Source organism: Streptomyces sp. HNM0645 (assembly GCF_030056615.1).
GTDB lineage: Bacteria > Actinomycetota > Actinomycetes > Streptomycetales > Streptomycetaceae > Streptomyces > Streptomyces marianii.
The window spans coordinates 127,023-149,512 of record NZ_JASHLT010000011.1; the positions used below are offsets into that span (position 1 = coordinate 127,023).

The 22,490-nt window shown below is 72.3% G+C and carries 19 protein-coding genes and 1 tRNA gene; 10 read left to right on the forward strand and 10 right to left on the reverse strand.

The features are described 5' to 3' along the window. Positions 1–71: 71 nt before the first annotated feature. A complete protein-coding gene (locus QMZ92_RS09475) occupies positions 72–641 on the reverse strand; it encodes a GPR1/FUN34/YaaH family transporter (protein ID WP_283296791.1) in 570 nt (189 codons plus the stop codon). A gap of 177 nt (positions 642–818) precedes the next feature. Continuing rightward, positions 819–1,340 (reverse strand): universal stress protein, encoded by a 522-nt coding sequence (locus tag QMZ92_RS09480; protein WP_283296792.1) that lies wholly within the window; start codon positions 1,338–1,340, stop codon positions 819–821. Positions 1,341–2,643: 1,303 nt separating this feature from the next. On the opposite strand from QMZ92_RS09480, the gene QMZ92_RS09485 reads away from it, so the two are divergent. The 3 genes from QMZ92_RS09485 to QMZ92_RS09495 all read left to right on the forward strand — a co-directional run bounded on the left by QMZ92_RS09485 (position 2,644) and on the right by QMZ92_RS09495 (position 5,028). Continuing rightward, positions 2,644–3,840, forward strand: coding sequence for a helix-turn-helix domain-containing protein (locus QMZ92_RS09485; RefSeq protein WP_283296793.1), 1,197 nt, complete (start codon positions 2,644–2,646; stop codon positions 3,838–3,840). A 10-nt stretch (positions 3,841–3,850) separates the two neighbouring features. Beyond that, on the forward strand, positions 3,851–4,456 hold the full coding sequence (gene orn, locus QMZ92_RS09490) for an oligoribonuclease (protein WP_283296794.1): 606 nt from the start codon (positions 3,851–3,853) through the stop codon (positions 4,454–4,456). A gap of 499 nt (positions 4,457–4,955) precedes the next feature. After that, positions 4,956–5,028: transfer RNA gene (locus QMZ92_RS09495), tRNA-His, on the forward strand. A gap of 183 nt (positions 5,029–5,211) precedes the next feature. Here QMZ92_RS09495 and QMZ92_RS09500 read toward each other — a convergent pair. Further along, complete coding sequence (locus tag QMZ92_RS09500) at positions 5,212–6,309, reverse strand: LacI family DNA-binding transcriptional regulator (protein ID WP_283296795.1); 1,098 nt, start codon at positions 6,307–6,309, stop codon at positions 5,212–5,214. Positions 6,310–6,529: 220 nt separating this feature from the next. Between QMZ92_RS09500 and QMZ92_RS09505 the strand changes: the two genes are divergently transcribed. Genes QMZ92_RS09505 through QMZ92_RS09520 form a run of 4 tightly spaced genes read left to right on the forward strand, consistent with a single transcriptional unit; the run spans position 6,530 to position 11,235 of the window. Then, on the forward strand, positions 6,530–7,843 hold the full coding sequence (locus tag QMZ92_RS09505; protein WP_283296796.1) for an ABC transporter substrate-binding protein: 1,314 nt from the start codon (positions 6,530–6,532) through the stop codon (positions 7,841–7,843). A 17-nt stretch (positions 7,844–7,860) separates the two neighbouring features. Continuing rightward, positions 7,861–8,880 (forward strand): carbohydrate ABC transporter permease, encoded by a 1,020-nt coding sequence (locus QMZ92_RS09510; RefSeq protein WP_283296797.1) that lies wholly within the window; start codon positions 7,861–7,863, stop codon positions 8,878–8,880. 9 nt (positions 8,881–8,889) lie between these two features. Continuing rightward, entirely contained in the window at positions 8,890–9,786 is an 897-nt protein-coding gene (locus tag QMZ92_RS09515; protein ID WP_502962025.1) for a carbohydrate ABC transporter permease, read from the forward strand. Between the two features lie 42 nt (positions 9,787–9,828). Further along, entirely contained in the window at positions 9,829–11,235 is a 1,407-nt protein-coding gene (locus QMZ92_RS09520) for a GH1 family beta-glucosidase (RefSeq protein WP_283296798.1), read from the forward strand. 136 nt (positions 11,236–11,371) lie between these two features. Here the strand turns inward: QMZ92_RS09520 and QMZ92_RS09525 are convergent, their stop codons facing one another. The 3 genes from QMZ92_RS09525 to QMZ92_RS09535 all read right to left on the reverse strand — a co-directional run bounded on the left by QMZ92_RS09525 (position 11,372) and on the right by QMZ92_RS09535 (position 15,154). Beyond that, the gene (locus QMZ92_RS09525) at positions 11,372–12,862 is read right to left on the reverse strand and encodes a glycoside hydrolase family 18 protein (protein WP_283296799.1); all 1,491 of its coding nucleotides are present in this window, start codon (positions 12,860–12,862) and stop codon (positions 11,372–11,374) included. Positions 12,863–13,058: 196 nt separating this feature from the next. Continuing rightward, on the reverse strand, positions 13,059–14,468 hold the full coding sequence (locus QMZ92_RS09530) for a sensor histidine kinase (RefSeq protein ID WP_283296800.1): 1,410 nt from the start codon (positions 14,466–14,468) through the stop codon (positions 13,059–13,061). Beyond that, on the reverse strand, positions 14,465–15,154 hold the full coding sequence (locus QMZ92_RS09535) for a response regulator transcription factor (RefSeq protein WP_283296801.1): 690 nt from the start codon (positions 15,152–15,154) through the stop codon (positions 14,465–14,467). Before QMZ92_RS09535 ends, QMZ92_RS09530 begins: the two co-directional genes overlap by 4 nt. A 68-nt stretch (positions 15,155–15,222) precedes the next feature. On the opposite strand from QMZ92_RS09535, the gene QMZ92_RS09540 reads away from it, so the two are divergent. Then, on the forward strand, positions 15,223–15,777 hold the full coding sequence (locus QMZ92_RS09540) for a hypothetical protein (protein WP_283296802.1): 555 nt from the start codon (positions 15,223–15,225) through the stop codon (positions 15,775–15,777). 92 nt (positions 15,778–15,869) lie between these two features. Here the strand turns inward: QMZ92_RS09540 and QMZ92_RS09545 are convergent, their stop codons facing one another. The 3 genes from QMZ92_RS09545 to QMZ92_RS09555 form a co-directional block, all read right to left on the reverse strand. Continuing rightward, positions 15,870–16,736 (reverse strand): spermidine synthase, encoded by an 867-nt coding sequence (locus QMZ92_RS09545; protein WP_283296803.1) that lies wholly within the window; start codon positions 16,734–16,736, stop codon positions 15,870–15,872. 320 nt (positions 16,737–17,056) lie between these two features. Continuing rightward, the gene (locus QMZ92_RS09550) at positions 17,057–17,509 is read right to left on the reverse strand and encodes a hypothetical protein (RefSeq protein ID WP_283296804.1); all 453 of its coding nucleotides are present in this window, start codon (positions 17,507–17,509) and stop codon (positions 17,057–17,059) included. 709 nt (positions 17,510–18,218) lie between these two features. Beyond that, positions 18,219–18,701, reverse strand: coding sequence for a hypothetical protein (locus QMZ92_RS09555; RefSeq protein ID WP_283296816.1), 483 nt, complete (start codon positions 18,699–18,701; stop codon positions 18,219–18,221). 273 nt (positions 18,702–18,974) lie between these two features. Here QMZ92_RS09555 and QMZ92_RS09560 point away from each other — a divergent pair, with 273 nt between their 5' ends. Beyond that, entirely contained in the window at positions 18,975–20,363 is a 1,389-nt protein-coding gene (locus tag QMZ92_RS09560) for an NsdA family TPR-like regulatory protein (protein ID WP_283296805.1), read from the forward strand. 7 nt (positions 20,364–20,370) lie between these two features. On the opposite strand, the gene QMZ92_RS09565 is transcribed toward QMZ92_RS09560, so the two are convergent. Continuing rightward, a complete protein-coding gene (locus QMZ92_RS09565; RefSeq protein WP_283296806.1) occupies positions 20,371–20,991 on the reverse strand; it encodes a histidine phosphatase family protein in 621 nt (206 codons plus the stop codon). A 333-nt stretch (positions 20,992–21,324) separates the two neighbouring features. Here QMZ92_RS09565 and QMZ92_RS09570 point away from each other — a divergent pair. Further along, positions 21,325–22,490, forward strand: a 1,166-nt coding sequence (locus tag QMZ92_RS09570) for a hypothetical protein (protein WP_283296807.1), incomplete at its 3' end; no start/stop codon positions are given.

The window sequence follows — 22,490 nt, forward strand, 5'->3', positions numbered from 1 at the left end:
CCACCAGTGCCGCAAGGGGGTCACCCCTTTCACCGCCGGCGTCGAGACGGCTCACGCCTGCGGCCCGCCGCTCAGCCGGTGGCCGTCACACCCCGGCCTGCGGCACGCCCGGAGAAGGTGGGCCAGTGCGCCAGCGCCGCGGTGGCGCCGTACCAGGCCACGAGTCCCGCGACCGCGGCGGCCCAGCCGCCGGCCTTCGCCAGCCCGTCGTTCCCCGCGAACGAGGCGATCGCGAGAAGCAGCATCGACACGCACAGCAGTCCGTACACGCCCTGGCCGAGGATCCCGCTGCCGGACGCTCCCGCGGTGAGCGTGAGCGCCAGAAGCGCGAACAGGAGCATGAACAGCCCGGCGGCCTCCGCCGAGACCTCCGCGCCAATGCCGGTCCCCCAGGTGAACCAGAGGGCACCGAGGCCCGCGAAGGCCGTACCCGTACCGCCGTTGCCCGCACGGAACTCGAGCAACCCGACGACGAACAGTGCGACCCCGCCCACCCAGGTCGCGAGGGCTGCGGCGTCGGACGCCGCGACATTGTCGATCACACCGGTGTTGCCGATCCCGAAGGCCAGCAGCGTCAGGCCCAGTGCGAGGTGGCCGAGAGTGGTTGTCGTGGCGCTTCCCGCGGAGACGTCCTTGTCCACGGCGGGCTCCCTTCGTGCGCGCTTGGTGCTGATTCCCAGCCACCCTTATCTACCCTTCACAAGCGCACAATCCACCCCGTACGACCGAGTAGCCATGACGGTCGTCAAAAAGTTACAAAACCCGCGCCGACCTGCGAGAACAATGGTGCGAAAGGGGCTCGTGGGGCGTCTTGGGGGCTATGGGATGACGATGACGGGCCGCTGAGCACGGCGTGCCAGCCGCCCCGCGACCGAGCCGAAAATGCGCCCCACGATGCCGTGGGTGGAGCCGACCACGATGGCGTCGGCCGAATACTCCCGGCCGACCTCCTCGAGTTCGTGACAGATGTCGCCGCCGCGCTCCACGAGGATCCACGGAACCTCGGAGAGGTAGTCGGCACAGGCGAGTTCGAGCCCCAGCACCTCGGTGCGGTGGTCCGGGACGTCGACGAAGACCGGCGGTTCGCAGCCCGCCCACACCGTGGTGGGAAGGCGGTTGGCGACATGCACGATGATCAGGCCCGAACCGGAGCGCCCGGCCATCCCGATCGCGTACGCCAGCGCCCGCTCGCTCGAGGTGGATCCGTCGAAACCGACCACGACCCCGTGCCGGAAGGCGGGATCGCAGGAATGGCACGACTGTTCCGCCGCCTGCAGATCCGACAGGGGGTCGGCGACCTGCTTGCGGTCCGCGGGTTCGGGAATTTCGTGACCGGCCATCGGTTGTCTCGGCGTTCAGATCCTCATGGGAGGGCGACGGTTGGCTGCGGAGCTCTGTCCGGGAATCAACTTCCCAACCCCATACCCTCAAGGGTACGGCGACACTCCTCGCCTGCCCAGAGCTCGGGGTTCCTACTCCCGGCGAGCCGACGGAGCACGCGTCCCAGGGAGCATGCACGAGCACGCTCCGTATGGCAATGGCGCCTGCACCGTACAGGCTTCGCCCGGAACGCCCACCGGAACCGCCCGCGGCCCGCCCGTCCAGGGCCGGAGCCGACAGTCGGGAGAGGAGCGGAAGGACCCGGGGGAACCGCCGAGGGAACAAGAAGGCGCGGCAGTGACCGGAGGGCTCCGCCCCTCGTTGGTCTCCCGTCGCCCCACCGGCGGGACGGATCCGCCGACTCCACCGCGTCCCCGCCGAACCTCCGCCCCGAGGAGTTCCCGTGCCCGCATCACCGGCCGCCCGCACCTCCGCCCCGCCCCCCGACCGGACCCCCTCACGGGGCCGCCGCCGGGCGCCGCGGACGGCGGCCGCGCGCCCGGCGGCGGTGCCGGCACCGGCCGCCCCGGCGGCTTCCGGAAGGCCCCGCCGAACCGCCGAGCGCGCGAACCCCGCCACCCGCTCCACCGGAGAGGGTCCCGGAACGCCCATGAGTCTCGCCTCACGCACCCCGGCGGGCGACGCCGCGGGCGAAGTGGTTCGATGGGCAACTTTCGGCTGTGTCGTCGTCCCGGTCGTCCTTGTGGCGTACGACACATCCGTCGGCGGCGCGGTCGCGGTCGCGGCCGGCCTGGCCGCCGTGACCGGCGCCTGCCTGGCGTTGATGCGCCGGTCCGAACGGGCTCCGCGGCGCACCGCGGGGATGCGAGGACGCCGCGGCGGCGGCCGTCGGGCACGACCCGCTCCACGGGACTGACGGATTCGCACACATGCACCCGCATGTTTTAGGCCAACTTCACCTGCTCGGGCGTTCCTTGGAGAAATGGTCCGTCAACCCCCGTGTGACCAGGGAGGAAAGGACCGCACACGCCGCTCGCACCCTACGGGGATGGGCCATGCATGCGTCGCGCACTTCCCTGCGCGGCCTCCGGATGCAACGCTTCGTGATCGAATGCTTCGCGCCAAGTTGCCTTGTCGACAATGTGCCGGTTCCGGAACTTGTCACGCCGGCACCACGGGACGCAGTAGATTCGATCATGAGTATCGAAGGCTGGGGACTCGTGCAAAACCGAGGGGAAACGTGCAGGAGCGACAGGCCCGACAAGAACGGGGAGACGCGAACACCGAGGGGGGCTTAGCGTCATGAGTCAGGACTCCGCCGCGCCGGAGGCCGTAAGGAAGCTGTCCGGGCGCCGCCGCCGGGAAGTCGTCGCGGTGCTGCTGTTCAGCGGCGGTCCCATCTTCGAGAGTTCCATTCCACTCTCGGTGTTCGGAATCGACCGCCAGGATGCCGGAGTTCCCCGCTACCGGCTGCTCGTATGTGCCGGTGAGGAGGGCCCCCTGCGGACCACAGGGGGACTCGAACTCACCGCGCCCTACGGGCTGGAAGCGATCGGCAGAGCGGGCACGGTCGTCGTGCCGGCCTGGCGGTCCATCACCTCACCACCGCCACCCGAGGCCCTCGAGGCGCTGCGCCGCGCCCACGAGGAGGGCGCCCGCATCGTGGGGCTGTGCACCGGGGCGTTCGTACTGGCCGCCGCGGGGCTGCTGGACGGCCGCCCGGCGACCACGCACTGGATGTACGCGCCGACGCTCGCCAAGCGCTATCCGTCGGTCCACGTGGACCCGCGGGAGCTGTTCGTCGACGACGGCGACGTCCTCACCTCCGCCGGCACCGCGGCCGGCATCGACCTCTGTCTGCACATCGTGCGGACCGACCACGGCGCGGAGGCGGCCGGGGCACTCGCCCGCAGGCTGGTCGTCCCGCCGCGGCGCAGTGGCGGGCAGGAGCGCTATCTCGACAGGTCTTTACCGGAGGAGATCGGCTCCGACCCGCTCGCCGAGGTCGTGGCCTGGGCGCTGGAACACCTCCACGAGCAGTTCGATGTGGAGACCCTGGCGGCCCGTGCGTACATGAGCAGGCGGACCTTCGACCGCAGGTTCCGCTCGCTCACCGGGAGCGCTCCCCTGCAGTGGCTGATCACCCAGCGGGTGCTGCAGGCGCAGCGGCTGCTCGAGACCTCCGACTACTCGGTCGACGAGGTCGCGGGGCGGTGCGGCTTCCGCTCCCCGGTGGCGCTGCGCGGGCACTTCCGCCGCCAGCTCGGCTCCTCCCCGGCCGCGTACCGGGCCGCCTACCGGGCCAGGCGTCCGCAGGGCGACCCGGTGACGTCCGGCGCGTCCGAGCCGGTCGTACCGACCCAGGCGTCCGCGGGGCACACGAGGAGGCCTCCGGCCGCCACGGGTGCGTCCCACGGTCCCCCGGAACCGGGCAGGCCCGGCTCGGACGCCTACGCCACCGGGCGTCCGGCGCTCCCCGGCCAGCGGAGTGCGCCATAAGGTAGGACGCATGAACGATCGCATGGTGTGGATCGACTGCGAGATGACCGGGCTCTCGCTGGCCGACGACGCACTCATCGAGGTGGCCGCGCTGGTCACCGACTCGGAACTGAACGTGCTCGGCGAAGGGGTGGACATCGTGATCCGCCCGCCGGACGCGGCGCTGGGGACCATGCCCGAGGTGGTGCGGCAGATGCACACCGCCTCGGGCCTCCTCGACGAGCTCGCGGCCGGCACGACCCTGGCCGACGCCGAGGAGCAGGTCCTCGCGTACGTGCGTGAGCACGTCAAGGAGCCGGGCAAGGCGCCACTGTGCGGGAACTCGGTCGGAACCGACCGCGGCTTCCTGCTCCGCGACATGCCGAAGGTGGAGGAGTACCTCCACTACCGGATCGTCGATGTCTCCTCGGTCAAGGAGCTGGCCCGGCGCTGGTACCCGCGGGCGTACTTCAACAGTCCGGAGAAGAACGGCAACCACCGGGCCCTCGCCGACATCCGCGAGTCGATTGCCGAGCTGCGCTACTACCGCGAGGCGATCTTCGTCCCCCAGCCGGGCCCGGACTCGGACACGGCGAAGACGATCGCGGCGCGCCACGTGGTGCCCGCGGCGCAGTAGGCCGCACGCGCGCCGGGCGGAGCAGCGACCGCTGCCCGCCCGGCGCGGGCGTGTCCGGGGTCCGGTGCCGGGGCGTCCCCGCCCGCCTTCCCGGTCCGGGCACCCGGGTGCCTGCGCGACGGGATCGTCGCGCCCGGGCGATCCGGCTCCGGCTCCGGGCGACGGATCCCGCTGCCCACGTCCGCTCCAGGGCCCCGGGTCGGCGTCGAGGGCCCTGCACTGCTCCTCGTACACGGCCCCGCACGGCGCGCGTGGACGGCACCTTGGTGCGGACGCCGGTGCAGGGGCTCCCATCCAGGGTGCCCGTGTCACCGTGCGGCCGCGCCGGTTGTCCGCACCGGGCCGCGTCTTCCTCCGGACGGGCGGGTACGTCCCAGGTCGCGAGGCCCGTCCCGCCGCGCACGCGGGGTACACGCCGGGCCGACGTAAACGCGGGCGCGAGCACCCTCCCGGACCCTGTACACTTTTTCTCGGCCGGTCGGGAGAACGACCGGTCATGGTGGGTGTAGCTCAGCTGGTAGAGCACCTGGTTGTGGTCCAGGATGCCGCGGGTTCGAGTCCCGTCACTCACCCTGCGCGCCGAGGGGCCGATCCGTGAACGGATCGGCCCCTCGGCGTGTGTGCCCTACATGCCCCTCGTGCGCGCCCTCGGCTGTCGGTCCGCGCGGCAGGTCCCACCGGCGGCTGGGCCACCGGGCGGGCCCACCGCCCTGGCCGTCGGCGGGCTTCTCGCCGGTCCGCCGTCGGATCCGCCGTCAGGACGAGTCCCTGACCACCAGCTCCGTCGGCAGGATGACCCTCGGCCGGTCCGGGCCGCCGCGGTCGGCGATCTCGCGGAGGAGGAGGCCGGCCATGGTGCGGCCCATCTCCTCGATCGGCTGGCGGACGCTCGTGAGGGCCGGGTCCATGTGGCGGGCCACCGCGGAGTCGTCGAAGCCGACCAGGGCGACGTCGTCGGGGATGCGCCGGCCCGCCTCGCGCAGTACCTGGCGGGCGCCGGCGGCCATGACGTCGGAGGCGGCGAAGACCGCGTCCAGCGAAGGGCGTCGGTCGAGCAGGGCGCGCATGGCCAGCCGGCCGCCGTCCTCGGTGAAGTCGGCCGGCGCCACCAGCCGCTCGTCGGCCACGGCACCCGCCTCCGCGAGGGCGGCCCGGTATCCGCCGAGGCGGCACTGGGCACCGTAGACGTCGAGCCGCCCCGTGATCGTCGCGATGGTCCGGCGCCCGCGGGACAGCAGATGGGCGACGGCCGCGCGGGCGCCCCCGGTGTTGTCGGAGTCGACCGCGGCGAGGGGGTCGGAGGCCGAGCGGCGACCGCTGATGACGGCCGGGATCCCCAGTTGTTCCAGCAGGTCGGGCAGCGGGTCGTCGGCGTGCACCGACACCAGCAGCACACCGTCCACCCGGCCGGCCGCGAGGTAGTCGGCCAGTCTCCGGCGTTCGCGCTCCGAACCCGCGAAGGTGAGGAGCAGTTGCATGTCGGTCTCGGCGAGGGCCGCGCCGACACCGCGCACGATGTCGGAGAAGTACGGCTCCGCGAAGAACCGCGCCTCGGGCTCGGGGACGACGAGCGCGATGGCGTCGTTGCGGTTGGCGGCGAGTGAGCGGGCGGCGCGGTTGGGGACGTAGCCGAGTTCGGTGACGGCCGCCTCGACGGCGGCACGGGTCGCCTCGCTCACCCGGGGCGACCCGTTGATGACCCGCGAGACGGTGCCGCGGCCGACGCCGGCCCGTGCCGCGACCTCCTCGAGCGTCGGTCTGCCCCCGCTGCGGCCCGATGCCCTGGCCCCTCCGCGGGAGGCGGCGCGCACATCGCCCCTCACGGGGAAACCGGCATTCCGACGATCCACCATGATCCGCCTCCCGTTCTCCCTGCCCCGGAACATTACGCGCCGGGAGCCTTGACACCCCTGCGGGGAGCCGCGACCCTTCAAGCCATCACTCATGGGAGCGCTCCCACATTACCGCCCCATTCAGAACCCGCACGTTCCCCGCCCGAGCACAGCTTCAACCGATGGGCACGCCGTGAGAGTTGGCCGGGGGGTCGGCACGTCAGGTCACTAGGAGGACGCAATGCGCAGGACCGTAATCCTGGCGGTCGTCGCGGCACTCGGCGCCGGGCTGCTGGCCGGCTGTGCCGAGGACGGCGAGGGACCCGGCGGCAGCTCCGCGAACGGCGGGGGCGGCGGCAAGGGCAGAACCACGATCACCGTGGGGGTCTTCGGGGCCTTCGGCCTCAAGGAGGCCGGGCTCTACGACGAGTACATGAGGCTCCACAGGGACATCGAGATCAAGCAGACCTCGATCGAGCGGAACGAGAACTACTACCCGCAACTGCTCACCCATCTGGGCAGCGGCAGCGGGCTGGCCGACATCCAGGCCGTCGAGGTCAACAACATCGCCGAGATCACCGCCACCCAGGCGGACAAGCTCGTCGACCTCGGCCGGACCGAGGGCGTCGACAAGGACGCGTTCCTGCCCTGGAAGTGGGCACAGGCGACGTCCAAGGACGGGAAGACCGTCGGACTCGGCACGGACATCGGCCCGCAGGGCATCTGCTACCGCAAGGACCTCTTCGCCAAGGCGGGTCTCCCGACGGACCGTGAGGCCGTCGGCAAGCTCTGGGCCGGCGACTGGAACAAGTACCTGGCCGCCGGCAAGCAGTTCAAGGCCAAGGCACCCAAGGGCACCGCCTTCGTGGACTCCGCCTCCGGGGTCATGGCCGCGATCACCGGCAGCAGCGCCAAGCGGTTCTACGACGGGAACGGCGAGGTCGTCTACAAGACCAACCCGGCCGTGAAGCATGCCTGGGACATCGCCGCCGCCTTCGCGACCGAGGGACTGACCGGCAGGCTCCAGCAGTTCACACCCGCCTGGGACCAGGGCTACGCCAACGGCACGTTCGCCACGGTCTCCTGCCCGGCGTGGATGCTCGGCTACATCCAGGACAAGGGCGGTGCGGCCGGAAAGGACAAGTGGGACGTCGCGCCCGCGCCGAAGCCCAGCAACTGGGGCGGCTCGTTCCTGATCGTGCCCGAGGCGGGCAGGAACAAGACCGAGGCGGCGAAGCTCGCGGCCTGGCTGACCGCACCCGAGCAGCAGGCGAAGCTCTTCGAGAAGCGCGGCAGCTTCCCGAGCGCCAAGGCCGCGTACTCGCTGCCCGCCGTGGCCGACGCCAAGCACGACTACTTCGGCGGCGCCCCGATCGGCGAGATCTTCTCCCGGGCCGCCGAGGGCATCCCGGTCACGGTCATCGGTCCGAAGGACCTGGTGATCGCCCAGAACCTGGCCGACGTCGGCATGCTCCAGGTCGACCAGAAGGGCCGGTCGTCCAAGGAAGGCTGGGACGCCGCCGTGAAGGCCATCGACAACGCGCTGGACCAGTGACCGGACCGGTGACTCCCGTGACCGGCACGGCCGGTGGCTCCGCCGGCACCGCGCCCTCCCGGGCGGAGGGCGCGGCCCCGGCGCGGCGGCCGACCGACCGGGAAACCGCCGCGGCCAGGCGGCGGCGGGAGCGGCGCAGCCGCCGGTACCGGCGGGACGTGCGGTGGAGCCCTTACGCCTTCGTCGCCCCCTTCTTCCTGTTCTTCGCGGCCTTCGGGCTCTTCCCCCTGCTCTACACCGGCTGGGCCTCGCTGCACCGGGTGGAGCTGACGGCCCCGACGGACATGGAGTGGGTGGGCCTGCGGAACTTCGCACGGCTGCTCGAGGACGAGTTCTTCTGGAACGCACTGAAGAACACCTTCACCATCGGGATCATCTCGACGGTGCCGCAGTTGCTGATCGCCCTGGGTATCGCGCATCTGCTCAACTACAAGCTGCGCGGCTCGATGTTCTTCCGGGTCGCGGCGCTCACCCCGTACGCCACGTCCGTCGCGGCGGCCACGCTCGTCTTCGTCCTGATGTTCGGCCGGGACTACGGGATGATCAACTGGGCGCTGGGGCTGGCCGGGATCGACCCGGTCGACTGGCAGAACGGCGAGTGGACCTCCCAGATCGCGGTCTCGACGATCGTCGTCTGGCGCTGGACCGGCTACAACGCGCTGATCTACCTGGCGGCCATGCAGGCGATCCCCAACGACCTGTACGAGTCCGCCGCGCTCGACGGCGCCTCCCGCTGGCAGCAGTTCGTGCACGTGACCGTCCCGTCGCTGCGGCCGACGATCCTGTTCACATGTGTCGTGTCGACGATCGGCGCGACCCAGCTCTTCGGCGAGCCGCTGCTGTTCAACGGCGGCGCCGGGGCGACGGGCGGCGCCGACCACCAGTTCCAGACGCTCGGGCTCTATCTGTACGAGCAGGGCTGGGTGAACCTCCATCTCGGCCGGGCGTCGGCGATCGCCTGGACGATGTTCCTGATCCTGCTGCTGATCGGCGCGGTGAACTGGCTGCTCGTCCACCGACTCCGCAAGAGCGCCTAAGGGGATGACGTGCTGACGACCACCCATGAACCGGCCGCCACCCGGCCCGCCACCACCACCGGGCGCCCGCGGGGCCGCGCCGGCAGGCACCTGCACGGCGGGCGCATCACCCATGCCGTGCTGATCGTGTTCACCCTGGGCTCGCTCTTCCCCCTGGTGTGGACGGCGGTCGCGGCGTCCCGCGACAACACCCGGCTCGCGCAGACGCCCCCGCCCTTCTGGTTCGGCGGCAACCTGCTCAGGAACCTCGAAATCGCGTGGACCGACGCCAACATGGGCACGGCGCTGCTCAACACCACGGTCGTGGCGGGGTCCATCGCGGCGGGCACCGTGGTCTTCTCGACCCTCGCCGGCTTCGCCTTCGCCAAACTCCGCTTCCGTTTCAAGAACGTCCTGATGCTGCTGGTGATCGGCACGATGATGGTCCCGCCGCAGCTCGGCGTCGTCCCGCTGTACATGCTGATCGCGGAGCTGTCCTGGACCGACCGGCTGCAGTCCGTCATCCTCCCCACGCTCGTCAGCGCCTTCGGCGTGTTCTTCATGCGGCAGTACCTGAGCGAGGCGCTGCCGACGGAGCTGATCGAGGCGGCCCGGGTGGACGGGGCGAGCAGCTGGCGCGTCGTGTGGCACGTGGTCTTCCCGGCCGCCCGGCCGGCGATGGCGGTCCTCGGCATGCTCACCTTCGTGATGGCGTGGAACGACTTCTTCTGGCCGATCATCGCGCTGACGCAGAACGGCAGCCCCACGGTCCAGGTGGCGCTCACCGGGCTGGGCCGCGGCTACATCCCCGACCAGTCGGTGATCATGGCCGGTGCGCTGCTGGGCACGCTGCCGCTGCTGCTCGCCTTCGTGCTCTTCGGCAGGCAGATCGTCGGCGGCATCATGCAGGGCGCGGTCAAGGGCTGACACCGTCCACTTCCTTCCTCCTCACACTTCGGGAGCTCCTCCATGTCCGTCAGCTTTCCGCCCGGCTTCCTGTGGGGCACCGCCACCGCCGCCTACCAGATCGAGGGCGCCGTGCGGGAGGGCGGCCGCACGCCGTCGATCTGGGACACCTTCAGCCACACGCCCGGCAAGGTGAAGAACGGGGACACCGGCGATGTGGCCGTGGACCACTTCCACCGCCGCGCGGACGACGTCCGGCTCATGGCCGGGCTCGGCGTCAACGCCTACCGCTTCTCGGTCTCCTGGCCGCGGGTCCAGCCCACGGGCCGCGGCCCGGCCGTCCAGCGCGGTCTCGACTTCTACCGGGCGCTCGTCGACGACCTGCTGGACCACGGGATCACTCCCGTGTTGACGCTCTACCACTGGGACCTGCCGCAGGAACTGGAGACGGCCGGCGGCTGGCCCGAACGGGACACGGCGCACCGCTTCGCCGACTACGCCCGTATCGTCGCCGACGCGCTGGGCGACCGGGTGGAGCGCTGGACCACGCTCAACGAGCCCTGGTGCAGCGCGTTCCTGGGATACGCCTCGGGGGTGCACGCGCCGGGCCGCACGGATCCCGTGGCCTCGCTCCGTGCCGCGCACCATCTGAACCTGGGCCACGGGCTGGCCGCCCAGGCGCTGCGCACCGCTCTGCCCGCCCGCGGCCAGGTGTCCGTGAGCATCAACCCCTGCGCGGTCAGGGCCAGGAGCGGCTCGGAGGCCGATCTGGACGCGCGGCGCAGGATCGACGCGCTGGCCAACCGCGTCTTCACCGACCCGATGCTGCACGGCACGTACCCCGCGGACCTCCTCGTGGACACGGAGCACCTCACGGACTGGTCCTTCGTCCACGGTGACGACCTGGCCGTCATCCGGCACCCCCTCGACTCGCTGGGCATCAACTACTACTCACCGTCCGTTGTATCCGGCGCCACTGACAGTGACGGTGCGCCGGAACGGAACGACGGCCACGGCGGCGGCCCGCACTCCCCCTGGCCGGGCGCCGACGCGGTCGCCTTCCACCGGGCACCGGGCGACGTCACGGACATGGGATGGCCGGTGGACCCGACGGGCCTCTACGACCTGCTGATGCGCTACTCCCGCGAAGCCCCGAGGCTGCCGCTCGTCGTCACCGAGAACGGCGCCGCGTACCCCGACAAGCCGGGCGACGACGGAACCGTCCACGACCCCGAGCGGATCCGCTACCTCCACGGCCATCTCTCCGCCGTGCACCGCGCGCTGGCGGACGGCGCGGACGTCCGCGGCTACTTCCTGTGGTCCCTGCTGGACAACTTCGAGTGGGCGTACGGCTACGGGAAGCGCTTCGGCGCGGTGTACGTCGACTACGACACCCAGGCCCGCATCCCGAAGTCCAGCGCCTGCTGGTACGGCGAGCTGGCTCGGACGGGGGTGCTCCCCGACTGCTGACCCGCCGCGGCAGAGGCGTGCCCCGGCCGGGTGGGAGAGTCACCGGCCGGGGCGCGCCGCAAGGGGGCGGTGGCCGCGGGCCACCGGCGGTGCGGGAGGGGGCTCCTCCGGACGCCCGCGGGCATGGGGCGGGCGGCTACCCGTAGGCGGCGAACGCCTTCGTGAACGCCAGCGGCTGCTGGAGGATCGAACTGCAGGTCGCGTCGGCGGAGTTCTGTGCCCCGCCCGGGCACTGCCTGTCGCGGGTCGAGGACCACATGGCCAGCCACCCGATCCCCTTCGACCGCGCGAAGCCGACCAGCTGTGTCGCGTCGTCGACCGTGAAGATCTCGGTGGTGACGTCGTTGACCCCGATCATCGGGGTGACCGCGACGGTCTTCCACGCGGCGGCGTCGGAGAGACCGAGGACGCCCTTGATCTGGGCCTGGGTGGCGGTGGCCGCCTGGATGGCGTAGGTGCCCATGTCGCCGCTGTAGGCGGGCCCGTAGTCCATCGCCATGATGTTGACCGCGTCGATCCGCACGCCGTTCCTCCTGGCGTCGGCGAGCAGGTCGACCCCGGGCTGGGTGAGCCCCTCGGGCATGACGGGGAGGGTGAGGGAGACGTCCAGTCCCGGGTGCTTCTTCTGGAGCTGGGCGATGGCCTGCGACCGGCGGGTGTTGGCGGCCGCGTCGGGCAGCGCGGCGCCCTCGACGTCGAAGTCGACCTTGGTGAGCCGGTACCGGTCGACGACCTTGCCGTACGCCGCCGCGAGGTCGCCGGGAGACGTGCAGTCGAGGGCGAGCTCACGGCCGGCCGCGCCGCCGAAGGAGACCCTGACGTCGCCGCCCTCGGCGCGCAGCGCGGTGATCTGGGCCGCGACCCTGTCGTTCGCGAGGTCGGTGACGCCGCCCCACAGCGGGGCGCAGCCGCCGCCGGAGGTGACGAAGGCGAGCGTGAAGTCCTTCACCCCGGTCCTGGCCGCCGTGTCGAGCATGTCGTACGCCGGGTACAGGGACGTGTCGACGTACGGGGCGAACCTCGCTCCGCTGCCGGCGGCCGGGGGCGTGGCGGTGACCGTGGCCGTCGGTGCGGCGGTGGGCGACCGCGGGGCCGTCGCGGTGGGGGCCGGGGGCTCCGTCGTGCCGGTGACCGTGGGGGACGGCGCGGGCTGCCCGGTCGGGCTCCCGCCGGGCGTGGGCGGGTCGCCCGCGTCGGGGGAACAGGCCACCTCGTCGATGAGGCAGCCGGACGGGTCGCCCGCCTCGCCGCTCGCGGAGGCGACGAAGCCGACGGTGACGGACGCACCGGGTGCGAGCTGCTTGTTCCAGCTCGCCGGCTTCACGGTGACGTGCCGTCCGCTGACGGTGTGGTCGCCGTTCCAGAGGGAGCCGATGCGCGTGCCGGCGGGCAGGTCGAACTCGAGCGTCCAGCCGGACCGGGCCTCGCCGGTGTCGTTGGTGACGACGTACTGCCCGGTGTAACCGCCTGCCCAGGAGCTGGTCCTGGTGTACGCGGCGCCCACCGCGGCCGCCTGCGCCGTCCCGGAGATCGCGAACGCCGCGCCGCCGACGAGCGCGGCGGCCACGACAGCACCGATCGTCCTCGTTCTGCCGCTCACCCTGCGCCGGTGCGTGCTGGTGCCCATCGCGTGTGCCTGCCTCTGCGTGACGGAAGTGGGGTGCGGCAGCACGCTAGCGACCCCGGAACGGACAAAGCTCCCCATCCCGACGGTCGTTGTGGTTCTGAGGGTGCGCTTAAGGACGGCATCGGAGGCGGTTAATCCCTCGTCACTCCCATGTCCTGTGCACGGGGAGGTCCCGCGCTCCCGCGCCCGTCCGGCGTCAGACCTCCGCGCCCCTGCGGCTCCCGGCCCCGCCCTTCCTGCGCCGCTTGGTGCGGTGGCCGAGCCGGCCCTGCGGACGCTTCGGGGGTCCGACGAGCCCGATCCAGATGCGGATCTCCGTACCGCCCAGCACCGAGTGCCCGATGCGCACATCGCCGCCGGTCGACTCGGCGACCCTCCGCACGATGTCCAGGCCGAGCCCCGTGGAGCCGTCCCTGGCTCCGCTGTTGCCGCGAGTCAGGGCCGCCTCCGGGTCGGCTATGCCCGGGCCGGCGTCCGAGACGAGCACGATCACGGCGTCCTCGCCGTTGTGCACGTCCACCGAGAAGGCCGTGCCCTCCGGCGTGTGACGGAAGACGTTGCCGAGCAGCGCGTCCAGGGCGGCGGCGAGTTCGGGCCGGGCCACCGGGATGCGCACCGGTCGGTCCACGCCCGCGAGACGCACCTTGCGCCCCTCGTCCTCGGCGAGCGCAGACCAGAACTCCATGCGCTCCCCCACGACTTCGGAGACGTCGCAGCCCGCGCCCGGCCCGGTCGCCTGGGTCTGCGGCTTGGCCTCGCGCGCCGTACGGATGATCGTGTCGACCTCGCGTTCCAGTTGCTCGACCGCGGCCCTGGTCTGGTCGGCCGCCGGGCCCGTGCCCAGAGAGGCCGCGTTGAGCCGGAGCACGGTCAGCGGGGTGCGCAGCCGGTGCGACAGATCGGCGGCCAGCTCGCGTTCATTGGCGAGCAGCTGGACGACCTGGTCGGCCATGGAGTTGAACGCGACTGCGGCGGACCGCAGTTCGGTGGGCCCCTCTTCCGGGACCCGTGCCCCCAGCCGCCCTTCGCCGAGGTCGTGCGCGGCGCCGGCGAGCCGCTGGGCGGGCCGCACCATCCGTACACCCAGCCGGTCGGCGACGGCGACGGAGCCGACGACCAGTGCCGCACCGACGCCGGCGAGCACCAGCCAGGCCGTGGTCACCCCCTTGCCGACCTCGTCCTCCGGCACGTACACCTCGATGATCGCGATCTTCCCCGAGCTGAGCGCGGTGGGCTGGAGCAGCGCGGAGCCGTCCGTGACCTCCGTGATGGACGCGCGGCCGATCCGCTGCGTGGTGGCGAGGTCCTTGACCGCGGCCCGCCGGGTGCCGATCTCCAGCGTCTGGCCACCGGTCTCGTCGGAGGCGGGCACGTGCACGGCCATCCGCCCCGCCGCACCCGCCTGCGTGGAGGCGACGGCACGCTCCAGCTGGCGCCGGTCGGTGGTGATGGACAGCGTCGGGCCGATCGCGGCGGCCTGCCGCTCGGCGTTGGAGAACGCCCGGTCCCGGGCCATCTCCTGGATGACGAGCCCGAGCGGTACGGCGAAGGCCAGCACGACCATGGTGGTGACCGCCAGGGAGACCCTGACCAGCGCCCATCTCATCTCGGCGGCTCCAGTTTCACCCCGACGCCGCGGAGGGTGTGCAGATAGCGGGGGCGCGCGGCGGTCTCGCCCAGCTTCCGCCGCAGCCAGGAGAGATGCACGTCGATGGTCTGGTCGTCGCCGTAGGACTGCTGCCACACCTCGGCGAGGAGTTCCTTGCGGGGCACGACGACGCCCGGACGCCCGGCGAGGAAGGCGAGCAGGTCGAACTCGCGCCGGGTCAGATCGAGTCGGTTGCCGTCCAGTTCCGCCTGGCGGCGGAGCGGGTCGATGCACAGCCCGCCGACCTGGATGACCCTGCTGGGCGGGGCCTCGTCCGCGGCGGCGCGCGACCGGCGCAGCACGGCCGACATCCGCGCCGACAGGTGTTCCACCGAGAACGGCTTGGTGAGGTAGTCGTCCGCGCCGTCGTTGAGGAGCCGCACGATCTCCGTCTCGTCGTCCCGCGCGGTCGCGATGATCACGGGTACGTCGGTGATTCCGCGCAGCATCTTCAGCGCCTCGGCTCCGTCGAGATCAGGCAGTCCGAGGTCCAGGATGACCACGTCGAAGCGGAAATGGGCCACTTCGCGCAGCGCCTCCAGGGCCGTCCCGACGCTCCTGACGGTGTGGGAGGCCTCGGTCAAGTGCCTGATGAGGGCGGAGCGCACGAACTGGTCGTCCTCGACCACGAGCACACTTGCCATGGGCGGCACCGTACGCCATCCGGAGTAACGGAGTCCCCCTGGGACGGGGACGGCGGGCGTGGTGCAGTATGGCCCGGATGCGGAGAGGACTCGTACACGCCATGGCGTGGTCGCTCGCCACGGGCGCGGCGGTCACGCTCTCGTGGTGGGGTGTGCACACGGTGATGGCGGGCACTGCGTACGACCGGCCGCGGGCCCTGCCCATCACGGCCGACGCCCGCACGCCGCAGGCCTCCGCGACCCGGTCGTCCCCGACCTCGGACCCCGGGACTCCGGATCCGGCCCCGTCGTCCGGCGACGAGCCGGGGAGAGGCGGCGGTTCTCCGGCGGCGACTCCGCCCGCCGAGAAACCGGAGGCGTCGCCCGGCAGGAGCAGGAGCCCCTGGTCGCCACCGCCCTCGGGCAATGTGAAGAGCTACACGGTCGAGGGCGGACGGGTCGCGTTCGACATCGGTCCCAGCTCGGCCGAGTTGGTCTCGGCGACTCCGTCGGGCAGTTGGACGATGCAGATCTGGAAGCAGCCGACCTACATCCGTGTGACGTTCTCACTGAACGGCCGGGAGATCGACGTCTTCTGCACCTGGCACGACACGGCGCCGCGCGTCCAGATCGAAGAACGCTGAGCAACGCCGCGGAACGCCGTGGCCCTGCTCCCCCGGAGCCCCCGGGCCGGACCCGGCGCAGCAGGGGGCACCTCGGCGAACGCGGTCGGCTCTCAGTGGAAGACCGAGGACGGCGGCGCCGGCGAGGGTCTGGCCGCCGCGTCGGTCACGGCGACCGCGCCACCGGTGAAGTCCGTGAGCGCCTTGCCATGCTCGACCCGTCCGGCGTGGGGGTCGCTCGCCACCCTGCGGGTCAGTTCGGCGACGGGTAGCGGCTGGTCCGAAGCCACCAGCACGGCGTTCCCGAAGCGCCGGCCGCGCAGCACGGTGGAGTCGGCGGCCAGGGCGAGTTCGGGGAAGACGGCCGCCGCGGTGGCGATCTGCCCGCGCAGATGGGCGAGCGGCGGGCCGTCCGCGAGGTTGGCGGCGTAGGTCCCGCCGGGCTTCAGCACCCGCCGCACCTCCGCGAGGAACTCGGTGCTGGTCAGGTGCGCCGGGGTGCGCGCACCGCTGAAGACGTCGGCGATGACGAGATCGGCCCAGCCGTCGATGAGCTTGCCGAGTCCGTCCCGGGCGTCGACGGACCGGACCCGTATCCGGGCGCCGGGGTCGAGCGGGAGCCGGTCGCGGACGAGGCGGACGAGGCGTTCGTCCACCTCGACGATCTGCTGGGTGGAGCGCGGACGGGTCGCCGCGAGGTACCGGGCGAGAGTGAAAGCGCCACCGCCGAGGTGGACGGCGTGGAGCGGCCGGCCGGCGGGTGCGGCGAGATCGACGACGTGCCCGAGACGGCGCTGGTACTCGAAGGTCAGCAGGGCGGGATCGTCCAGATCGACGTGGGACTGGGGCGCTCCGTCGATCAGCAGCGTCCATCCGTGGGGCCGGTCGCGGTCGGGTATCAGCTCGGCGAGCCCTCCGTCCACGGCCTCCGCGACCCCTTCCGCCGCCTCTGACCGACCGCGCCGTCCGTTTCTCGCCATACGGCCATTATCGGCGGGCGCCGGCCCGCCCGCGCGCGCCGGTCACGGACGGGGCCCCACCGACGGGCGTACCCGCGCGCGGCCCGGACCGGAGAGTGCGGTCCAGGGGCGTGCCGGTGGCAGCGGCAAGAGCGCGTCATACGGCCAAGAGGCGGTGGGCGAGACGGACGGGCATGAAGAGCGCCTGTGGGTCAGAAAGTCTCCCCTCCTGACCCACAGGCATTCGATGACCACATCGCGTCGCAGCCGGGCTCGGAGATCAGAGTCTCACAACGGCATCTGACCCAGTCACCTGGCCAAGAAGCGGCACCGCTAAGGCATTACGCCTTACCCGAACAGTGAGCTGTACTCCCGCCGGGCGTCCCGACCGACAGGTAAACGGTACGCCCTTCCGGAATATCGAAGTCCACGGTCTTCGAATTACCGGAGCCGAGGTCGAATTCCCACGTCCTCTCGATACGAGAGCCGTTTGCTGTCGTCCACTGGAGCTTGTAGCCCATCATGGCCTTCGACCAGTTGCTTATGCTCAGCGTCTCACTGCTTGCCTTGAAGGACGCGCGAGCGCCCTTGGTGGCGTCGTTCGACCGCCAAATGGTGGCGAGCAGGTCGTGGGCGCCGGGGTCGTTGGCGGCGGCCGACTTGTCGCAGTCGACCTTCCAGTAAGCGCTGGGCGCTGCCTGTGCCGTCCCCGGTACGGCAAGGACGAGCGCCGCGACGGCCGTGGTCGTCAGCCCGACAACGCTCGTGAGTGTGCTCTTCTTGAAGATGCGCATGGTTCTGTATCCTCCAGACTGCGTGAATCGAGCAAGGAGTACGGACTCACATCCCTATTCGGACGACCCAATTCCCCCTGCGCACTGGAGGCTTTAGGCCTCTTGTGCGAACACGACTCTTCCATGATCTACGACTGTTGGTCAATGAGACTTTCCGAAAGTAGGGATGACGGCCACATCGCGTCCTCACCTCTGGAAGCTGCCGTAGATCCCCATGGCACTGCCCTCGACCCGGATCCGCTGATCGGTGACGGGCTGCGGGAGGGAGTGACGCACGAGAAAGCCCACTCAGCCGGGATGACGAGCGTTCTCACGCTTCCAACGGACCCGACCGGCACCGCACCTCGTCCGCGAACTCATCGCCACCATCCGCGAGACCGCCCGAAGTGCACCGCGTTCACCGATGGGGCCGAGAGCCACCACACCACCGCCCGGCTCTGACCCGCCGGGTGCTGCGGCCGAATAACGCCCACGACCCGGACTGGTCGAGCGAGTTGTAGAAGTTGTGGCACCTTCACGCGGTGTTCATCGACAGCGCCGAATTGTTTGCCGAAGCCGAGCGGCGCGACCGCGAGCACGCCCCCTGCAGCTTCGCCGATCCGTGGGACTCCGCACGGGGCCACCCGTCATCGATGGAGTCCACCGCGAACGCCGCGTGGCCACCTTGGCCGCCTTCGGCCACAGTCTCCCCCGCGCTGAGTACGCTTCCTCAGATGCTGTCCGCCGCCTCGATCATGCGGGCCGCCTCGCCCAGGGCTTCGCGCAGCATCACCGGGTCGGTGAGCGGAGCCTGGTCGGTGCCGCCGGGCGGCAGCAGCCAGTTCGAGGCCGCCATCGAGGACTCGGAGGCCGGGCCCACCGGACAACCCGCCGAGGCGCCGGGGATCCGGATACCCCGGCCCGAGGTCTCCGTGCACGCACTGCCCGGCATGTCCCAGCCGGCCGCCGTACCGGGCGGCACCAGGAAGCCGAGGGTGTCGCAGCTGCCGTCGTGGAGCACGGGCCCGACGACGGGGGCGCCACCCCGGCGCAGGATGTCCACCGCCTCGAGCCCCTGCCGGGCCGGCACCATCACCAGGTCGCAGGGCTCGACGACTCCACCGGGAGCCGGTGCGGCCCGGCCCGGTGCCACGCTGCACTCCTGGGTGGGCAGGTGCTGGGCACTCGTCCGTGAGCCGCCGCTGGTCTCCACGCCAACCTCCAACAAGGGAACCCTCCTCGCCGAGCAGGGGCACGTAGTGCGTCCCCGCATGGTTCAACGCCCGTCGGCGTCAAGGGCTACGGCGGCACGCCGCCGCAAAGGGTGGCAGTTCATGGCAGATCGTGGGTGAGATATCCCGTTTGTAGCCAAACGCTGCGTGGCCGACCCCTCACAGCCGGTACGTTCTTCCTCCGCCGGAGCCAGGCATCCCACATCCGAACGGACCGGGAGGGCTCCGGACGTGGCACAGGAGAGGGCTCGGCCATGGCGTCGTCACGGGCAGTTCCCAACCTCAAGTTCCGTCAGTTGCGCGGACAGCGCTCGCCCGGCGAGTTCGCCGCGCTCGTCCGGCGCGCGGCGCGGGAGATCGGTGAACAGGTCGCCTGCGACGCCCGCTACATCGGGCGGGTCGAGGCCGGCGAGATCCGCTGCCCCAACTACGCCTACGAGCGGGTCTTCCTCCATATGTTCCCGGGCCTGACGCCGGCGGATCTGGGGTTCTCCGCCCGCGAGGAGGTACGGGGCCGCGCAGCCCGCGGGCGAACGCCACGGCGCCCGGACCCGTACTACAGCACCAACGGCACCACCCGCACCAACGGCACCTACAGCAACGAGGAGAGCGACGTGCTGCGTCGCGCGTTCATGACCGGCGGCACCGTCACCGTGGCGGCCGCGTCCCTGGGGTTCGGCCCCCTGCCCGGCACCGAGGCCCTGCGTTCCGACCTGCCCCGGCAGCGGGTCGGCGCGTCCGAGGTGAATGCCGTCGAGGCCGCGGTGCGGCAGATCCGGCTGCTCGACGACCGCCACGGCGCGGACGGGCTCTACCAGCGGGCCGCGCAGCCGCTGCGCGCCGCCTACGCGCTGCTCGACGCCGGTGCCACCACCCGCGGCTCGACAGCGGACCGGCTGGCCGCGGGCGCGGGCGAACTCGCCATCTCCGTCGGCTGGCTGGCCCATGACTCGGGCCGGCTGGAGGACGCCCGCTCCCACTACGCGGAGGCGCTGGCGACCGCACGTGTCGCCGGGGACGCGGCGCTGGAGGCGCACGCCTTCTGCAACACCTCCTTCCTCGCCAGGGACGCAGGCCGGCACCGGGAGGCGGTGCGGGCCGCGCAGGCCGGGCAGCGCGCGGCGGGACGACTCGGTTCGGACCGGCTGCTGGCCCTGCTCACGCTGCGCGAGGCGGGCGCCTGGGCCGGTCTCGGCGACCGCGCGGGCTGCGAGCGCGCGCTGTCCCGCGCCCATACGCTCTTCGGCCGCGGACCCGCGGACACGGACCCGGAGTGGATGTCGTTCTTCGGCGAGCCGGAACTCCAGGCCCTGGAGGCCCAGTGCTGGTCGGCGCTCGGCGAGTGGCCTCGCGCCGCCCGGCACGCGCACCGCGCCGCCGCACTGCAGGACCCGCACTTCGCCCGCAACCTCGCCCTCTACCGGACCCAGCTCGCCGCGGACCTCGCCCGAGCCGACGCACCCGCCGAGGCCGCCGCGGTCGGCGAGCGGGTGCTCGACGCCCTCGAGGACGATGTCGAGTCCACCCGCATCCGCGCGATGCTCGCCGACACGGCGCGGGTGCTCGGGCCGCGCCGGAGCACGGCCGGTGTGGCCGCGTTCCTGGACCGCCACGCGGCGGCCGAGGCCGCGGCCCGGGTCTGAGCGGGGCTCAGGTGCCGAGGTGCCCCGTGTCGTTCCAGCGGTCGACCGCCGGGGCGCCGTAGGCCCAGCCGAGCACCGAGAGGCTGGCCGGGCTCAGCTTGATGCGGGAGGCGAAGGAGACGTCCTCGCCGATCCAGCGGGCGCACAGGACCCGCAGGATGTGGCCGTGCGCGAAAGCCAGCACGTCGCGGTCGGCCGAGCGCACGTACTCGATGACCCCGTCGGCGCGGTCGGAGAGCTCTGCGAGGGTCTCCCCCCGCGAGGGCGCTCCGGTCACCCCGACGGGAACGCCGTCCCGCCAGATGAACCAGTCGGGGTCCGTCTCCTGGATCTCGGCCTGCGTCCTGCCCTCGTAAGCGCCGTAGTCCCACTCCATCAGCGCGTCCCAGTCCTGCGCGCGGTCGCCGAATCCGGCGAGGTCGCAGGTCTCGCGGGCGCGGGAGAGCGGGCTCGTGCGGACCTCGACGTCCGGTAGGCCGTCCCAGGGGGACCTGTGCAGCCGCTCCCCGAGGAGCTTCGCCGTGCGGCGGCCCTCGTCGAGGAGCGGGATGTCCGTCCGGCCGGTGTGCCGGCCGAGCAGGGACCATTCGGTCTGGCCGTGCCGGGCCAGGAGTATGCGCGGTGCCATGGGTCCATCATCCCCGTCGGGACCGGCGGCCGCCCGGCGGTGGGGCGGGACCGGCGGGAGTCGCCCACCGGTACGACGGAGGGACCTTCCCGTGCACCGTACGTCGAACGAAGGCCCACGCGTCACGGTCCGCGACGGCATCCGGCCGGTGAGCGCTGCGGACCCGGTGGCGCCAGGGCGCACGGGGCGGGGCGAACGGGCGTGCGAGCCCGGGCGCGGACCTGCCGGGCAGGGCACGGACCGACGGGCGGACCGGTTCGCGCGACGGCGTGCGGGGCGCCGTCTCCGGGAACCGCTCCCCCGTTGTCGGTGGCGGATGCGAGACTTCCGCGGGTGAGCACATCCCTCGACAGCGGACCTCTCCCACACGCGCCGGCGACAGCACTCCGGCAGCGAATGGCCGAGCTGCGCGGGCCGTCCACCGCGCCGCATCCGCTCGACGCCCGGGCGCTGGCCGCCCTCGCCGCGAACCCCGGTTGCCGGCGGCGCGCGCTGCTGGACGGCGCGGGAGTGGACAAGGCGGCGCTCGCCCGGGCGCTGGGCTCGCCCGCCACCTTCGGCCAGTCCCAGTTCGCCTTCATGCGGGGAAACGCGTTCGAGGCCGGGGTCAAGGCCGACGGCGGCACGGAACTGCTCGGACTGCTCGGGGTGGCCGATCCGCACCGGGCGCTCGTCCCCGATCTGACGGCGGCCGGTCCGGAGGGCCGCGCGGGGCGCACCGCACTGGCCCTGCGGGAGGCCACGGGAGCCGGGGCGTGGACGCTGCTGGACCACCCGATGCTGGCACTGGAGGTCGCGGGCTCACCAGCGTTTCTCGAGCCGGACGCGGTCGTCGTGCATCCCGACGGCCGGTGGACGGTCGTCGAGATCAAGTCCTTCCCGATGGTCGACGGCTCCGCCGACCCGTCGAAGGTCGGCGCGGCGGCCCGCCAGGCAGCGGTGTACGTACTGGCGCTGGAGCGGGTCGCCGCGCTGACGAAGGGCGCGTCCGTGGACCACTCCGTACTGCTGGTCTGCCCCAAGGACTTCTCCAACCTGCCGACCGCGTCGGCCGTCGACGTACGCAAGCAGCTCTCCGTCACCCGGCGGCAGCTGGCGCGGCTGACCCGGGTCGAGGAGATCGCCTCGGCGCTGCCGGACGGGGTCGGCTTCGACCTGGAGTCCTGCTCGGCCGACGAGCTGGCCTCGGCGGTCGGGTCGGTGCCCGCCGCCTATGCCCCGGAATGCCTGTCCGCCTGCGAACTCGCCCTCCACTGCCGGGAGCGGGCCCGTTCCGCCGGCGCGGTCGAGTCACTGGGCCGGGCCGTACGGGGCGAGCTGGGCGGGCTGACCGCGGTCCCCGAGGTCCTCTCCGCGGCCCGCGGCGAATCCGGCGATCCGGCGGACCCGGCGGTCGCCGCGCTGCGCCGCGCTGCGCGGCTCCGCACCGAGGCCCTCGGCGCGGGTGCGCCCGGGGCGCGGGCGCCGGTCGCGGGCACCGGCGAGGACTCGGCCGGCGC

What these genes read in the sequence shown, in the direction of transcription:
- QMZ92_RS09480 (WP_283296792.1), bottom strand. Translation starts at nt 1,340, where the DNA reads ATGGCCGGTCACGAAATTCCCGAACCCGCGGACCGCAAGCAGGTCGCC.
- QMZ92_RS09485 (WP_283296793.1), top strand. Translation starts at nt 2,644, where the DNA reads ATGAGTCAGGACTCCGCCGCGCCGGAGGCCGTAAGGAAGCTGTCCGGG.
- orn (WP_283296794.1), top strand. Translation starts at nt 3,851, where the DNA reads ATGAACGATCGCATGGTGTGGATCGACTGCGAGATGACCGGGCTCTCG.
- QMZ92_RS09500 (WP_283296795.1), bottom strand. Translation starts at nt 6,309, where the DNA reads ATGGTGGATCGTCGGAATGCCGGTTTCCCCGTGAGGGGCGATGTGCGC.
- QMZ92_RS09505 (WP_283296796.1), top strand. Translation starts at nt 6,530, where the DNA reads ATGCGCAGGACCGTAATCCTGGCGGTCGTCGCGGCACTCGGCGCCGGG.
- QMZ92_RS09520 (WP_283296798.1), top strand. Translation starts at nt 9,829, where the DNA reads ATGTCCGTCAGCTTTCCGCCCGGCTTCCTGTGGGGCACCGCCACCGCC.
- QMZ92_RS09525 (WP_283296799.1), bottom strand. Translation starts at nt 12,862, where the DNA reads ATGGGCACCAGCACGCACCGGCGCAGGGTGAGCGGCAGAACGAGGACG.
- QMZ92_RS09530 (WP_283296800.1), bottom strand. Translation starts at nt 14,468, where the DNA reads ATGAGATGGGCGCTGGTCAGGGTCTCCCTGGCGGTCACCACCATGGTC.
- QMZ92_RS09535 (WP_283296801.1), bottom strand. Translation starts at nt 15,154, where the DNA reads ATGGCAAGTGTGCTCGTGGTCGAGGACGACCAGTTCGTGCGCTCCGCC.
- QMZ92_RS09540 (WP_283296802.1), top strand. Translation starts at nt 15,223, where the DNA reads ATGGCCCGGATGCGGAGAGGACTCGTACACGCCATGGCGTGGTCGCTC.
- QMZ92_RS09545 (WP_283296803.1), bottom strand. Translation starts at nt 16,736, where the DNA reads ATGGCGAGAAACGGACGGCGCGGTCGGTCAGAGGCGGCGGAAGGGGTC.
- QMZ92_RS09550 (WP_283296804.1), bottom strand. Translation starts at nt 17,509, where the DNA reads ATGCGCATCTTCAAGAAGAGCACACTCACGAGCGTTGTCGGGCTGACG.
- QMZ92_RS09560 (WP_283296805.1), top strand. Translation starts at nt 18,975, where the DNA reads ATGGCGTCGTCACGGGCAGTTCCCAACCTCAAGTTCCGTCAGTTGCGC.
- QMZ92_RS09565 (WP_283296806.1), bottom strand. Translation starts at nt 20,991, where the DNA reads ATGGCACCGCGCATACTCCTGGCCCGGCACGGCCAGACCGAATGGTCC.